Below are 13,185 nucleotides of genomic sequence, written 5' to 3' on the forward strand. Positions count from 1 at the left end.
GCCGTCACCAAGGTTTCGCGGGACTCACGGATCCATGTCCTCGGCGGCGCGCTCCTCGAAGGCGCGCATCGCCTTGGTCGTCACCGGGCCCGGGGCGCCGGTCAGTTGGCGTCCGTCGACGCGGTGCACGCCCTGGACGTCGCGCAGCGTCGACGTCAGGAACACCTCGTCGGCACGGTCGAGGACGTCCAGCGGCAGCTCGGTCTCGCGCGCTCCCGTCCACTCCACGGCCAGCGCGCGCGTGATGCCCGCGAGACAGCCGGACGCGACCGGCGGCGTGTGGATCTCGCCGTCGAGCACGATGAAGACGTTCGATCCCGTGCCTTCGCAGAGCTGCCCGACGGTGTTGGCGAACAGGGCCTCCGAAGCGCCCTGTTCACGGGCGCGGGCCAGGGCCACCACGTTCTCCGCGTACGAGGTGGTCTTCAGGCCGGTCAGCGCGCCGCGCTCGTTGCGGGTCCACGGCACCGTGACGACCGCGGTGGAGTCGGGGCGCCGGGTGACCTCGCCGAGAGCGACGACGAGCGTGGTGCCCTGGTCGCCGCGATCGGAGCCGAGCGGCGACAGCCCTCCGGTGTAGGTGATCCGCAGCCGTCCCAGCGGCAGCGGGTTGGCCTCCAGGACGGCCGCGCAGGCACGGCGCACCTCGTCGAGGTCCGGCTCGGGCAGGCCCAGGCCGCGGGCCGACCGCGTGAGCCGGGTCAGGTGGCGGGTCAGGGCAAAAGGCCTGCCCTCGACCGACTTCACCGTCTCGAAGATGCCGTCGCCCACGGTCAGGCCGTGGTCGAGCACGGAGACGCGGGCGGAATCGAGGTCCTGCAGCCCGCCATTGAGCCAGATCTTCACGTCGGAGTTCCTCCACTCGCTGCGTACGCCCCCGACGCTACCTCCAGCAGTCGCGCGGCCTTCAGCTCGGTCTCCCGCCACTCCCCCTCGGGGTCGGAGCCCCAGGTGATGCCCGCTCCGGTGCCGAAGCGCAGCACGCCTTCGGCGCGGTCGATCCAGAAGGTGCGGATGCCGACGGCGAGCTCTCCGGTGCCCCGGTCGGCGTCGACCCAGCCGATGCCGCCGCAGTACGGACCGCGCGGCGCCGTCTCCAGCTCGTCGATGATCCGCAGCGCGCTGGACTTCGGGGCGCCGGTGACGGAGCCGGGCGGGAACGTCGCGCCGAACAGCTCGGCCCAGCCCGCGCCGTCGCGCAGCTCCCCGCCGACGGTCGAGACGAGGTGGACGAGCCCGGGGTGCTTCTCGACCACGCACAGGTCGGGGACGGTCACCGAGCCGGTCGCGCAGACACGGCCGAGGTCGTTGCGGACGAGGTCCACGATCATGACGTTCTCGGCGTAGTCCTTCTCCAGGAGGTCCGCCTCGGTCCTGCCCGTGCCCTTGATGGGGCCCGACTCCACGGTGCGTCCCGCACGGCGCAGGTAGAGCTCGGGGGACGCGGTGGCTATCTCCACGCCGTGCTCGGGCAGACGGATCGTTCCGGCGTACGGAGCGGGGTTCCCGCGCGCGAGGAGCGAGGTGAGGGCGTCCACGTCGGCGTCGGCGGGGACGGGCGCGGACAGCACCCGGCAGAGGTTCGCCTGATAGACCTCGCCGGCCGCGATGTGTTCACGTATCCGTCGCACGCCGTCCGTGTACGCGGCGCGATCCAGGGACGACGTCCAGTCACCGGCCGCGGGGCCGTGCCACCGGCCCGGGACGGGGGCGGGGACGGCCTCTTCGCGTACGTCGTCGAAGCGGGCGCAGACCAGACCTCCCTCGAAGTCCGCGGACACCGCCCAGAAGCCGGTGGAGTCCAGGGCCGCAGGGTCGCTGGTCACGTCGCGTAGACCGGTGGCCACGAGGCCGCCGAAGCGCGCCATCGGAGGGAGCACGGAAGGGGACGTCAGAGGGGGGCTGTGCACGGCTGTGAGTCTATGACCGCCGTCCCGACGGCGCCCTGGACCGACGACAGCGCAGCACGCTGCGCAAACGCGTTTTTGTACTGGCCCAGGAATCCGCTAGAGTTCAACACGTCGCCGGGACGCGCAAGCGAAACGGGAAAGACAAGCGGACGTAGCTCAGTTGGTAGAGCGCAACCTTGCCAAGGTTGAGGTCGCCAGTTCGAACCTGGTCGTCCGCTCGCAGGAAAGTGGGGGATCTTCCCGAACCCCTACGCTCCTGGTGGAGTGGCCGAGAGGCGAGGCAACGGCCTGCAAAGCCGTCTACACGGGTTCAAATCCCGTCTCCACCTCCAAGGACGATTAGCTCAGCGGGAGAGCGCTTCCCTGACACGGAAGAGGTCACTGGTTCAATCCCAGTATCGTCCACTGGATCTTCGGATCCTGGTCCTCGGACCGAACCCCGCGCGATTAGCTCAGCGGGAGAGCGCTTCCCTGACACGGAAGAGGTCACTGGTTCAATCCCAGTATCGCGCACGCAGTACGCAGCAAACGCAGGTTCACCTGCGCGATTAGCTCAGCGGGAGAGCGCTTCCCTGACACGGAAGAGGTCACTGGTTCAATCCCAGTATCGCGCACCACAGCACGGAGCCCCCGGTCGTTTCCACGACCGGGGGCTTCGTCGTGCCCGGGGCACGTCGTGCGTCAGGACGAGAAGAGCATGTGCCCGAAGCTCTTGTGACGCTTGTGGCCGTAGTGGGCGCCGTGGCTGCCGTGGCCTCCATGACCGCCGTGCGGGACGCCCCAGGCAGGGGCCTGGGCCGCGGGGTAGCCCTGGGGAGCGGCCGGCGGGGCGGGCGGCGGCGGGACCTGCTGGGCGCCCCACTGGGCCTCCAGGCGGGTCAGGGACTCCAGCTCGCCGTAGTCCAGGAATATCCCGCGGCAGCCGTTGCACTGCTCGATCTGGACGCCATTGCGGTTGTACGTGTGCATCGGTGCGTGACACTTGGGGCACTGCATGGACGGCTCAACTCCTCGCCGGTGATGACTGCTTCGCCGGAACTCTGCCCGGCTTCGGTGCGTTGCACCCTACTTCGTTGCGTCCTGGACCAACTCGGGCGGTGCGGCGGGCACTCCGGGCATCCGCGCGCAGGCGTCGATCAGGGCCTGCTCGATCTCGTCCAGGGGGCGGTCGGCGGCGACGGCCTTGGTGATCGCCAGGGCCGCGGTCTGCACGGTCAGGGTGCGGGCCGGGACGTCCAGGGCCGGCCAGGGGTCGGCGCCGTCCGCCGGGACCGCAGGGCCGCCTGCCGTGCGGTAGGAGTCCAGGAAGCGGGTCCACTCGTCGGGGGGCAGCAGGCCGCAGGCGTACCAGGCGGCGGGGCGGGCCAGATCCCAGGCGGCGTCGCCCTCGCCGAGGTCGTCGACGTCGATGAGCAGCCAGGTGCCCTCTGGGGTGCGGACGAGTTGGCCCAGGTGGAAGTCGCCGTGGCACAGGCGCCGGGCCCCCGCCGGGGCGGGTGTGGGGGTTTCCGCTCGGGCCCAGGGCGGGAGGGTCGCCCAGGCGCGCAGGACCGGGGGTGCGGCGGGGTGCGGGCCCGCGGCGTGGAGGCGGGCGACGGCGCGGGCGGCCTTGGCGGGACCTCGCATGGGCGGGAGCGGGGTCGGGAGCGCGGTGACGGGGGTGGCGTGCAGGCGGGCGAGGAGGGTGGCGGCGGCTTCCCAGGGGGCGGCGTCGGGGTCGTCGCGGTCCACGGGGGTGCCGTGGGGCCAGAACGTGACGAGGCGGCCGTGGAGGGCGGTGGGGGTGGGGTACAGGGGTGCGAGGAGGGTGCCGGGGAGGTGGGTGGCCACGGTGAGGCGTGCCGCCAGCTCCGCGGTGTCCGTTTCCTGGGCGTGGGCCTTCGCCACGAGGTCGCCGTGGCGGATGACGGTGGCGTCCGCCCTGTTCGCCAGGACCTCGTCGCCGGGGGCGCAGGCGCAGATGGCTCCGCCGGGGGTGCGGTGGGCTTCGGTGCGGGCCTTGGTGGTCAGGGCGGGGAGGATCGCGGGAGCAGGGGGCACGATGCCTGAGCGTACGCACCCTCGTCGGGGGGGGGTGGGGCACGTCGTGCGGAACGTCCCTCCGCGGACAGGGGCAGGCGGCGGGGTGGGGAAGGCCTCGCGGGACGGCTGTCGCGAACGGGGGCGGCGAGGATGCTCGGTGGGGGTACGGCAATGCCCGCGCAGCTCCCCAGCTGCGCGGGCATTTGTGCCGTCCGCCGCACCCCCGTCCCCACGGGGTTTCATGGCCGGATGTCCCCGCCCGGACCGCTCTTCCGGGCCCGGGGCGCCGCTCAGCGCCCCAGCATCACGCCCACGGACGACGCTTGTGTGACCACTGCTTCCCAGCCGCCGAAGACGACCACGAGCAGGGCTGCCAGGGGGAGGACCATGGCCGTCGCCACCAAGGGGTGACGCGTGCCGGACGGGCGGACGCCGAACGCGGAGAACCTGCGCCCTTGCGTGCGGATCATGGTCCGCGGTGCCGTGTCCGCCATGTTCCTCTCCTGACCGATCTCGATGTGGATTTGGCAGCGGCGGGTGTCTGACCTCGGGGGACGAGTGCTGCACCCGCCGCTTGACCTCAAATCTAGGCGCGCGGAGGGTTCCGGGCGTCATGCCCTCGTACCGATTGCCTGGCCTCCCGGAGGATGACCAACCGGCGCCTGTGTACTCCCGTGGGTGGAGACGAGGTCCTAGGCCTCAGGGTCTTCCCGGAGGGGGCGGGCCGTGGCCTCGGAGGTGTCCTCCCTGGGCACCGGCTGTTCGACCAGGGCCAGGACGCGCGTCGCCATGAAGCGGGCCGTGCGCACCACCGAGCCGCTGCGGGTGACTTCGCTCACTTCCACCACTCCCCTGCGCACCGCCGTCTCCACCCGGCGGCCCGCCCGGCTCGCCACCACTTCGTACGTACGCGTCGTGTCCCCGGCGTCCACGACTATCTCCACGCGATCACCCTTCACGGGATCAATCCCCCTTCAGCGATGGATGGTTGGGGATCGGGGCGGCGTCAACGGCCCCTCGCCCCCCGTGCCCTGACCACTCTTCAAGTTTCCCACCCGGCACTGACAATCGATCGGCCCGCGAGGGCGCGGCCTCTGCACGTGCCCGGCCGCGGAAACGTAAGCTGTGGCTCGTCAAACGGACCGGGTAGCGGGGATGGACATGGCGATGATGCGGCTCCGGCGCGAGGACCCGCGTGTCGTCGGCTCGTTCAGGCTGCACAGGCGCCTGGGCGCCGGCGGCATGGGGGTCGTCTATCTGGGGTCGGACCGGCGGGGGCAGCGCGTCGCCCTGAAGGTGATCCGGCCCGATCTGGCGGAGGATCAGGAGTTCCGGTCGCGGTTCGCGCGGGAGGTCTCCGCCGCCCGGCGCATCCGCGGCGGCTGTACCGCGCGGCTCGTCGCCGCCGATCTCGACGCGGACCGGCCGTGGTTCGCCACCCAGTACGTCCCGGGGCCCTCGCTGCACGACAAGGTCGCCGCCGAAGGGCCGCTGTCCGCCGCCGAGGTGGCCGTGGTCGGTTCCGCGCTGGCCGAGGGGCTCGTGGCCGTGCACGAGGCCGGTGTCGTGCACCGGGATCTGAAGCCGTCGAACATCCTGCTGTCCCCGAAGGGGCCGCGGATCATCGACTTCGGCATCGCCTGGGCCACGGGCGCCTCGACCCTGACGCACGTCGGCACCGCCGTCGGCTCGCCCGGGTTCCTCGCCCCCGAACAGGTGCGCGGCGCCGCCGTCACGCCCGCCACCGACGTCTTCGCGCTCGGCGCCACGCTCGCCTACGCGGGCATGGCGGACTCGCCCTTCGGGCACGGCAGTTCCGAGGTCATGCTCTACCGCGTGGTGCACGAGGAGGCGCAGCTGCACGGCGTGCCGGACGCCCTCGCGCCGCTGATCCGGGCCTGCCTCGCCAAGGACCCCGAGGAGCGGCCCAGCACGCTCCAACTGTCGCTCAGGCTCAAGGAGATCGCCGCCCGCGAGGCCCAGGGGATCGGCGACGTGCGGCCGCCCGCGCCGCGTCAGGACCACGACCGTCCGACGGGGCGGCTCGCCGACGGGTACGCGGACCAGCGCACCCAGCGGCGCCCCGCGCCCGGCGCCACTCCCCCGCCGCGGCCCAGCTCGTCGCGGCCCGGCTCGTCCCGGCCGAACGCCGCGCGGTCCGGCTCCAGGACCGCCCCCCGCTCCGGCAGCAGGCCCGCCCCGCGCAGCGGCGCCGGGCGCCAAGGACCTCGTACCACCGGCACGGGGCGGCGCGGGCCCGCCAATCCGCGGCTGCTGCGGCAGCGGCTCTTCGTCTTCGTGGTCGTGACGCTGCTGGTGGCACTCGCCATCGCGGCGGCGCAGGGATGCCAGGGGCCCGCGCGAGGGCTCGGCGACGAGGGCGTACAGGACAAGAAGCAGCACGAGCGGCACGAGCCGACGTACAAGCCGCTGGACGGGCAGGTCATGTCCGAGCGCTTCGAGTCGACCATGAACATGGACGACACGGACGACTAGGCGCCCCGCTTCTTCTGGGGCGCGCAGTTCCCCGCGCCCCTTCGGGCGCTAGAGCTGCGTGCGGCCGGTCGCCACCGCGTAGAACGCGACCGCCGCGGCCGCGCCCACGTTGAGCGAGTCCACGCCGTGGGCCATCGGGATGCGGACCCATTCGTCGGCGGCGACCAGTGCCTGGGTGGAGAGGCCGTCGCCCTCCGCGCCGAGCATCAGCGCGACGCGGTCCATGCGGTGGGGCGCCGCCTCGTCCAGCGACTTGGCCTTCTCGTCCGGGGTGAGGGCGAGCAGGTTGAAGCCCGACTCCCGCACTCCCTCCAGGCCCTTGGGCCAGGACTCCAGGCGGGCGTACGGCACGGAGAAGACCGCGCCCATCGAGACCTTCACCGAGCGGCGGTAGAGCGGGTCCGCGCAGTCCGGGGAGAGCAGGACCGCGTCCATGCCGAGGGCCGCGGCGGAACGGAAGATCGCGCCGATGTTCGTGTGGTCGTTGACCGCCTCCATGACGACCACGCGGCGGGTGGTCGCGAGGAGTTCGTCGGCGGTCGGCAGCGGCTTGCGCTGCATGGAGGCCAGCGCGCCGCGGTGCACGTGGTAGCCGGTGACCCGCTCGGCGAGGTCGGGGCTGACCGCGTACACCGGGGCGGGGAGTTCGTCGATGACGTCGCGCATGACGTCGACCCACTTGGCCGAGAGCAGCATCGAGCGCATCTCGTACCCGGCGTCCTTGGCCCGTCTGATGACCTTCTCGCCCTCGGCGATGAACAGGCCCTCGGCCGGTTCGCGCTTACGGCGCAGCTCGACGTCGGTCAGGCCTGTGTAGTCGCGCAGGCGGGGGTCGTCGGGGTCGTCGACGGTGATGAGATCAGCCACAGGGTGATACTGCCTTGTCCTGGGTGTGGTGCCAACGGCTGCGGACAGGTTCCGTTACCGCTGGTTACTTGGGGGTGTGCGGGGCGCGTCACGCGAGGGGCGCGGGACCGATCTTCACGACGTCGCCGATGACGATGACCGCGGGGGGCTTCACCTCGTGGGTGCGGACCGCCTCGGCGACCGTGCCGAGTGTCGCGTCGACGCGGCGCTGGGCGGCGGTCGTGCCCTCCTGGATCAGGGCGAGCGGGGTGTCGGCCGCCTTGCCGTGGGCGATCAGGGCCTCCGCGATCTTTCCGATCTTGTCGACGCCCATGAGGATCACCAGGGTGCCGCGCAGCTTGGCCAGGGCCTGCCAGTCGACCAGGGAGCGCTCGTCGTCCGGGGCCACGTGGCCGCTGACCACCGTGAACTCGTGGGCGACGCCGCGGTGGGTGACGGGGATACCGGCCGCCGATGGGACCGAGATCGAGCTGGAGATGCCGGGTACGACGGTGCAGGTGATGCCCGCCTCGGCGAGCGCCTGGAGCTCTTCCATGCCGCGGCCGTAGACGTAGGGGTCGCCGCCCTTCAGGCGGACGACGGCCTTGCCCTGCTTGGCGTGCTCGATCAGGGCGTTGTTGATCGCCTCCTGGGCCATGTAGCGGCCGTAGGGGATCTTCGCGGCGTCGATGACCTCGACGTGCGGCGGGAGCTCGTCGAGGAGGTCGCGGGGGCCGAGGCGGTCGGCGATGACGACGTCCGCGGCGGCGAGGAGGCGGCGGCCGCGGACCGTGATCAGGTCCGGGTCGCCGGGGCCGCCGCCGACGAGGGCGACGCCGGGGGTGCGGGTGCGCAGGTGCGGGGCGACGAGGCTGCCATCGCGCAGGCCCTCGACGACCGCGTCGCGGATGGCGGCGGTGCGGCGGGGGTCGCGGTCGTGGAGGTCGGAGGAGAGGACGGCGACCGTCACGCCCTCGGAGCGGCCCGTGGCCGGGGTCCAGGCGGTGGCGGCCTCGGCGTCGTCGGAGCGGACGCACCAGACGCGGTGGGCCTCCGCCTCCGCCGAGGCCTGGGTGTTCGCCTCGGCGTCGCTGGTGGCGATGAGGGCGTACCAGGCGTTCTGGAGGTCGCCGGGCTGGTAGCGGCGCCTGGTCCAGGTGATCTCGCCCGCGTCGGCCATCGCTTCCACGGAGGGGGTTGCCGACGGGGATACGAGGAGGATGTCCGCGCCTGCCTTGATCAGGGCCGGGAGGCGGCGCTGGGCGACCTGGCCGCCGCCGAGGACGACGACGCGGCGGCCGGTGAGGCGGAGGCCTACGGGGTAGGCGGGGTTTTCGGCCATGGCCATGGCTGGGGGCTCCTCGTGCGGGGCGTTGCGTTGCGGCTGCCGCTGCGGCGGTGGAGCGGCGGATGCTTTGACGTGCGGGTTCAGTATGGCTGGGGCGGGTGGCGGTGTCCTTCCCCAAGCCCGCCCCTTCCCGAAACCGGGGCTCCGCCCCGGGCCCCCGTTCGTCTGCGGGCCGTGGGCGTTTGTGCCCACCCGTTCCGCCGTGCGGAACGCCTGCCCGCAAACGGGGACGGACTGGGGTGGGCAGCGTCTGCGGAACGCCTGCCCACAAACGGGGACGGGCACGGGGTGGGCGCCGCCTGCGGAACGCCTGCCCAGGGCTACGGGCAGGCGCTCCGCATTTACTTCTCGGTGACGCCCGCCGAGTCGAACGTTGCCACCTCGTGCATCGCTCGGGCCGCGCTCTGGACCACCGGGAGGGCCAGGAGGGCGCCGGTGCCCTCGCCGAGGCGCAGGTCCAGGTCGACCAGGGGGCGCAGGCCCAGCTTGTTCAGGGCCGCCACGTGGCCCGGCTCCGCGCTGCGGTGGCCCGCGATGCAGGCCGCGAGGACCTCGGGGGCGATGGCGCGGGCGACCAGGGCCGCCGCGCCGGCGCTGACGCCGTCCAGGATGACCGGGGTGCGCAGGGAGGCGCCGCCGAGGAGGAGGCCGACCATCGCCGCGTGCTCCAGGCCGCCGATCGCCGCGAGGACGCCGACCGGGTCCGCCGGGTCCGGCTTGTGGAGGTCCAGGGCGCGGCGGACCACCTCGACCTTGCGGGTGTGCATCTCGTCGTTGATGCCCGTGCCGCGGCCGGTGACCTCGGCGGGGTCCGTGTCGGTGTAGACCGAGATGAGGGCGGCGGACGCGGTCGTGTTCGCGATGCCCATCTCGCCGGTGAGCAGGGCCTTGTTGCCCGCCGCGACGAGGTCGCGGGCCGTCTCGATGCCCACCTCGATCGCCGCCTTGACCTCCTCGCGGGTCAGGGCGGGGCCGGTCGTCATGTCGGCCGTGCCCGCGCGCACCTTGCGGGGCAACAGGCCCGGGGTGGCCGGGAGTTCACTGGCCACGCCCACGTCGATGACGCAGACCTCGGCGCCCACCTGGTTGGCGAAGGCGTTGCAGACCGCGCCGCCGCCGAGGAAGTTGGCGACCATCTGCGCGGTCACCTCCTGGGGCCAGGCGGTGACGCCCTGGGCGTGCACGCCGTGGTCGCCCGCGAAGATCGCGACGGCCGCGGGCTCCGGGATCGGCGGCGGGCACATCCGGGACAGGCCCGAGAGCTGTGCGGAGATGATCTCCAGCATGCCGAGCGCGCCCGGCGGCTTGGTCATGCGCTTCTGGCGTTCCCACGCCTCGCCGAGCGCCTTGGCGTCCAGCGGGCGGATGTTGGCCACGGTCTCGGCGAGCAGGTCGTGCGGGTCCTCTCCGGGCAGGGCGCGTCGGCCGTACGTCTCCTCGTGGACGACCCAGGACAGCGGGCGGCGCTTGGACCAGCCCGCCTGCATCAGCTCGGGCTCGTCCGGGAACTCGTCGACGTATCCCACGCAGAGGTAGGCGACGACTTCGAGGTGCTCGGGCAGGCCGAGGGCGCGGACCATCTCGCGCTCGTCGAAGAAGCTGACCCAGCCGACGCCGAGGCCTTCGGCGCGGGCGGCGAGCCAGAGGTTCTCGACGGCGAGCGCCGAGGAGTACGGGGCCATCTGCGGCTGGGTGTGCCGGCCGAGGGTGTGGCGGCCGCCGCGGGTGGGGTCGGCGGTGACGACGATGTTCACCGGGGTGTCGAGGATGGCCTCGATCTTCAGTTCCTTGAACTGCTTCGCGCGGCCCTTGGGCAGGGACTTGGCGTACGCGTCGCGCTGGCGCATGGCCAGCTCGTGCATGGTGCGCCGGGTCTCGGCGGACTTGATGACGACGAAGTCCCACGGCTGCGAGTGGCCGACCGACGGGGCGGTGTGCGCGGCCTCCAGGACGCGGAGCAGCACCTCGTGCGGGATGGCGTCGTTGCGGAAGCCGTTGCGGATGTCGCGGCGCTCGCGCATGACGCGCAGGACGGCCTCGCGTTCGGCGTCCGCGTAGCCCGGAGCGGCGGTACCGGGGGACGGCACGGGCTCGGGGTACTCGGCGGCGTCGTCGGCCTCCGTCTCCAGGAGCTCGGGGACGTCGGTGGCGTCCTGCGCCTCCACCGCCTCTTCGCTCTCCGGCGGCTGGGGTGCTTCCACCGGCTCGGGTGCCTCCGTCGCCTCGGGGGCGTCGGGTGCGGAGACGGCGGCGAGTGCCTCGGGGGCCTCGGTCGTCTCGGGGGCTTCAGGCGCTTCGGCCATCTCGGGTGCTTCGGCCACTTCGGTCACTTCGTTCGCATCGATCGGTTCGAACGAGATGACTTCGTCTGCCTCGTCCAACGCTTCGGCCGGGTCGGCCGTCTCGGGGGCGGCCGGGAACTCGGCCTGGTCCACCACCGAGGAAACAGGCAGGGCCTGCGGGTTCTGGGGGAGGCTCTCGGCGGCCTCCGTGGGGGCGGGCGCCGCCTCGGGCGTCTCCTGCTCCGCGCTCGGGCCGCTCTCCGGGGCCTGGACCGCCGCGTCCGGCACGGCGGTCGGCTCGGCGCCGTCGCGCGGGGCGGGCACCGTGGCGGCGGGCTGCCGCGCGGCTTCGGGGGCCTCGTCGGCGGCCTCGGACTGCTCGGCGGGCACGGCTTCGGGAGCCGCCGCCTCGGGCGCCGCGGTCTCCGTCGCTTCCGCCTGCGGTACGAGGACGGGGGCGACGCCCGCCGGGTCGGCGGGGTCGGCCTGGGCCTCGGCGGTCGGCTCGGCCGCGGGCTGCTCGGCGTCCTGGGCCGCGTGCTCCTGGGCGGCCTCGGGCGTGGCCTGGGCCTCGGGGGCCTCCTCGGCGGATGCCGGGTCCTCCTGGGGGACGGCCAGCGGGCGCGGGGGCGTCGGGGCCAGGTGGGGCGTGGTCGGGACGGTGCCGTCGACCGGCACGAACTGGCCGATGGGCGTGGCCTCTTGGGCACCGCCGAGCTCGCCGGGCACCGATGCGTTCGCGGGGACGGCGGAGTCCTGCGGGCCCTGCGGCTCGGGGATGTGCGGGCCCTGTGCGGCATGCCGGGCCTCGGCCTGGTGGTCGCCGTCGGGGGTGTGGACGCGCTGGGCGTGCACGGCGCCCACGGGGCCCGCGTGCGCGCCCTGCGGCGCGTCGGGGGCGAAGCCGGGGTGGCCCGCCGCGTCGGCGTGCGGGAGCTGGGCGCCGTCCCACGGCTGCGCGGAGGCGACGACGAACGGGGACTGGCCCACCGCGGCGGGCACGGCCTGGGCGAACGCCGGCTGCTCCGCCATGGGGAACTGCTGCTCGCCCGCCGGGAACTGCCGCTCCCCCAGCGGGACCTGCCCGGCGTCGGCGCCGTACTGCGCGGCGGTGGCGGCACCTGCGCCCGCGGCCTGCGGGAACGCGGCGGCCTGGGGGGGGCCCGCGAGCGGGGCGCCCTGAGCGGCGTACTGCGCCTGGTCCTGTGCGTGGACCTGGCCGTCCTGGGCGTAGACCTGGTCCTGCGGCTGGGCCTGGGCCTGGAGCTGTGCCGGGTCGTGGCCCTGTGCGGGCAGCTCCACGGGCAGCTCGGAGGCGGCGGCCTCCGGTGCCTGCGGGAGCCCTGCGGACTGCGCGGCTTCCGCGGCCTGCGGTGCTTCAGTTGCCGGTGGTTCCGGTGTGACATCCGAGGCGCCCGGGAACTCTGAGGCTTCCGAGGTCCCTGCGGCCTCCGGGACGACCGTTTCTGCTGGTGCGGGATAAGCCCCCTGGGCCCCCACCGGCTGCCCCGGCTCCTGCCCCTGCGGAGCCCACGGCGCGGCCCCCTGCGGGATCTCACCGAGCTGCGGACCCGGCATGCCCGCGTCGTCACGCGGGATGTCGAGGTACTCGGGGCCGGTCGTGGGCGGCCCCGCGTGGCGCACCGGCGCGGGGTGCTGCTGCGGAGGCGTCGCCCCCGCGGGACCCCGGTCGGCGAGCGAACGCACGGGGCTTGCCGCGCCGTCGGGCACGGCCGGGCCCGAAGGACCGCGGTGCAGCGGACGGCGGGCGGGGGTCGGGTGGGACGCGGCGGGCGGGGTGCCGGGCATGCGGACGCCGTTGAGGTCGACCGAGCCGCTGTCGCGGCCGGAGGTCTCGTGCGGACCCGGCTGGTGGGCGGCCTGCGCGGCGTGAGCGACTGCCGGGGCGGCCTGCGGCTGACCTGCCGCGCCCCGGCCGGGAAGGTGGCCGTGACCGGGAACCTGGGCGTGGCCCTGGACCTGCCCGTGGCCCGGCATCTGACCGTGCGCGGGAACCTGGCCCTGGTGCCCCGCGGCGTGCGCCGCCTGTGCCTCGCTCCACGCCCCCTGGGCGCCCGGCATCAGCAGCAGGTCGTCGTCATCGGCGGGGTTCTCGGAGGGGTCGGCCGGGTCCACGAAGGTGTACGCACCCGGTGCGGGAACGCCCGGCTGCTGCGCCCCCGCGCCCTGCACGGGCCCGGAAGGTACACCGTTGCCTGCGCCCTCCGGCAGCCCCTCGCCCGGGACCTGGCCGGTGTCGGTCATGCGTAACCCCTCGCCC

General features: G+C 73.8%; 10 protein-coding genes and 5 tRNA genes. 6 read left to right on the plus strand and 9 right to left on the minus strand.

The annotated features are described in order from the left end of the window. Nucleotides 1-24 precede the first annotated feature (24 nt). Nucleotides 25-846, minus strand: a complete 822-nt coding sequence (locus ACZ4D5_RS24650) for an aminotransferase class IV (protein WP_467774567.1) — start codon at nt 844-846, stop codon at nt 25-27. Next, the gene (locus tag ACZ4D5_RS24655; protein ID WP_467774883.1) at nt 843-1,868 is read right to left on the minus strand and encodes a chorismate-binding protein; all 1,026 of its coding nucleotides are present in this window, start codon (nt 1,866-1,868) and stop codon (nt 843-845) included. Before ACZ4D5_RS24655 ends, ACZ4D5_RS24650 begins: the two co-directional genes overlap by 4 nt. A 187-nt stretch (nt 1,869-2,055) precedes the next feature. Here ACZ4D5_RS24655 and ACZ4D5_RS24660 point away from each other — a divergent pair. From ACZ4D5_RS24660 to ACZ4D5_RS24680, 5 genes are all read left to right on the plus strand, one after another. After that, nucleotides 2,056-2,128, plus strand: a tRNA-Gly gene (locus ACZ4D5_RS24660). 40 nt (nt 2,129-2,168) lie between these two features. Next, nucleotides 2,169-2,242, plus strand: a tRNA-Cys gene (locus tag ACZ4D5_RS24665). 1 nt (nt 2,243) lies between these two features. Next, nucleotides 2,244-2,315 (plus strand) — tRNA-Val (locus ACZ4D5_RS24670). A 36-nt stretch (nt 2,316-2,351) separates the two neighbouring features. After that, nucleotides 2,352-2,423, plus strand: a tRNA-Val gene (locus ACZ4D5_RS24675). 29 nt (nt 2,424-2,452) lie between these two features. Then, a tRNA-Val gene (locus tag ACZ4D5_RS24680) sits at nt 2,453-2,527 on the plus strand. 64 nt (nt 2,528-2,591) lie between these two features. On the opposite strand, the gene ACZ4D5_RS24685 is transcribed toward ACZ4D5_RS24680, so the two are convergent. The 4 genes from ACZ4D5_RS24685 to ACZ4D5_RS24700 all read right to left on the minus strand — a co-directional run bounded on the left by ACZ4D5_RS24685 (nt 2,592) and on the right by ACZ4D5_RS24700 (nt 4,891). Continuing rightward, nucleotides 2,592-2,906 carry a TFIIB-type zinc ribbon-containing protein gene (locus tag ACZ4D5_RS24685; RefSeq protein WP_467774568.1) on the minus strand — a complete coding sequence of 105 codons (315 nt, stop codon included), beginning with the start codon at nt 2,904-2,906 and terminating at the stop codon, nt 2,592-2,594. Between the two features lie 69 nt (nt 2,907-2,975). Then, on the minus strand, nt 2,976-3,950 hold the full coding sequence (locus ACZ4D5_RS24690) for an aminoglycoside phosphotransferase family protein (protein ID WP_467774569.1): 975 nt from the start codon (nt 3,948-3,950) through the stop codon (nt 2,976-2,978). 272 nt (nt 3,951-4,222) lie between these two features. Beyond that, nucleotides 4,223-4,426, minus strand: a complete 204-nt coding sequence (locus ACZ4D5_RS24695) for a hypothetical protein (RefSeq protein WP_055569527.1) — start codon at nt 4,424-4,426, stop codon at nt 4,223-4,225. A 198-nt stretch (nt 4,427-4,624) separates the two neighbouring features. Continuing rightward, on the minus strand, nt 4,625-4,891 hold the full coding sequence (locus tag ACZ4D5_RS24700) for a hypothetical protein (RefSeq protein ID WP_467774570.1): 267 nt from the start codon (nt 4,889-4,891) through the stop codon (nt 4,625-4,627). Between the two features lie 196 nt (nt 4,892-5,087). On the opposite strand from ACZ4D5_RS24700, the gene ACZ4D5_RS24705 reads away from it, so the two are divergent. Then, nucleotides 5,088-6,428, plus strand: a complete 1,341-nt coding sequence (locus ACZ4D5_RS24705; protein WP_467774571.1) for a serine/threonine-protein kinase — start codon at nt 5,088-5,090, stop codon at nt 6,426-6,428. Nucleotides 6,429-6,476: 48 nt separating this feature from the next. On the opposite strand, the gene ACZ4D5_RS24710 is transcribed toward ACZ4D5_RS24705, so the two are convergent. The 3 genes from ACZ4D5_RS24710 to cobT all read right to left on the minus strand — a co-directional run bounded on the left by ACZ4D5_RS24710 (nt 6,477) and on the right by cobT (nt 13,169). Beyond that, nucleotides 6,477-7,295 carry a TrmH family RNA methyltransferase gene (locus tag ACZ4D5_RS24710; protein WP_467774572.1) on the minus strand — a complete coding sequence of 273 codons (819 nt, stop codon included), beginning with the start codon at nt 7,293-7,295 and terminating at the stop codon, nt 6,477-6,479. 88 nt (nt 7,296-7,383) lie between these two features. After that, complete coding sequence (cobA, locus tag ACZ4D5_RS24715) at nt 7,384-8,616, minus strand: uroporphyrinogen-III C-methyltransferase (RefSeq protein ID WP_467774884.1); 1,233 nt, start codon at nt 8,614-8,616, stop codon at nt 7,384-7,386. A gap of 347 nt (nt 8,617-8,963) precedes the next feature. Then, complete coding sequence (cobT, locus tag ACZ4D5_RS24720; protein WP_467774573.1) at nt 8,964-13,169, minus strand: nicotinate-nucleotide--dimethylbenzimidazole phosphoribosyltransferase; 4,206 nt, start codon at nt 13,167-13,169, stop codon at nt 8,964-8,966. Between the last annotated feature and the right edge of the window lie 16 nt (nt 13,170-13,185).

This window comes from Streptomyces sp. NPDC025651 (assembly GCF_055558735.1).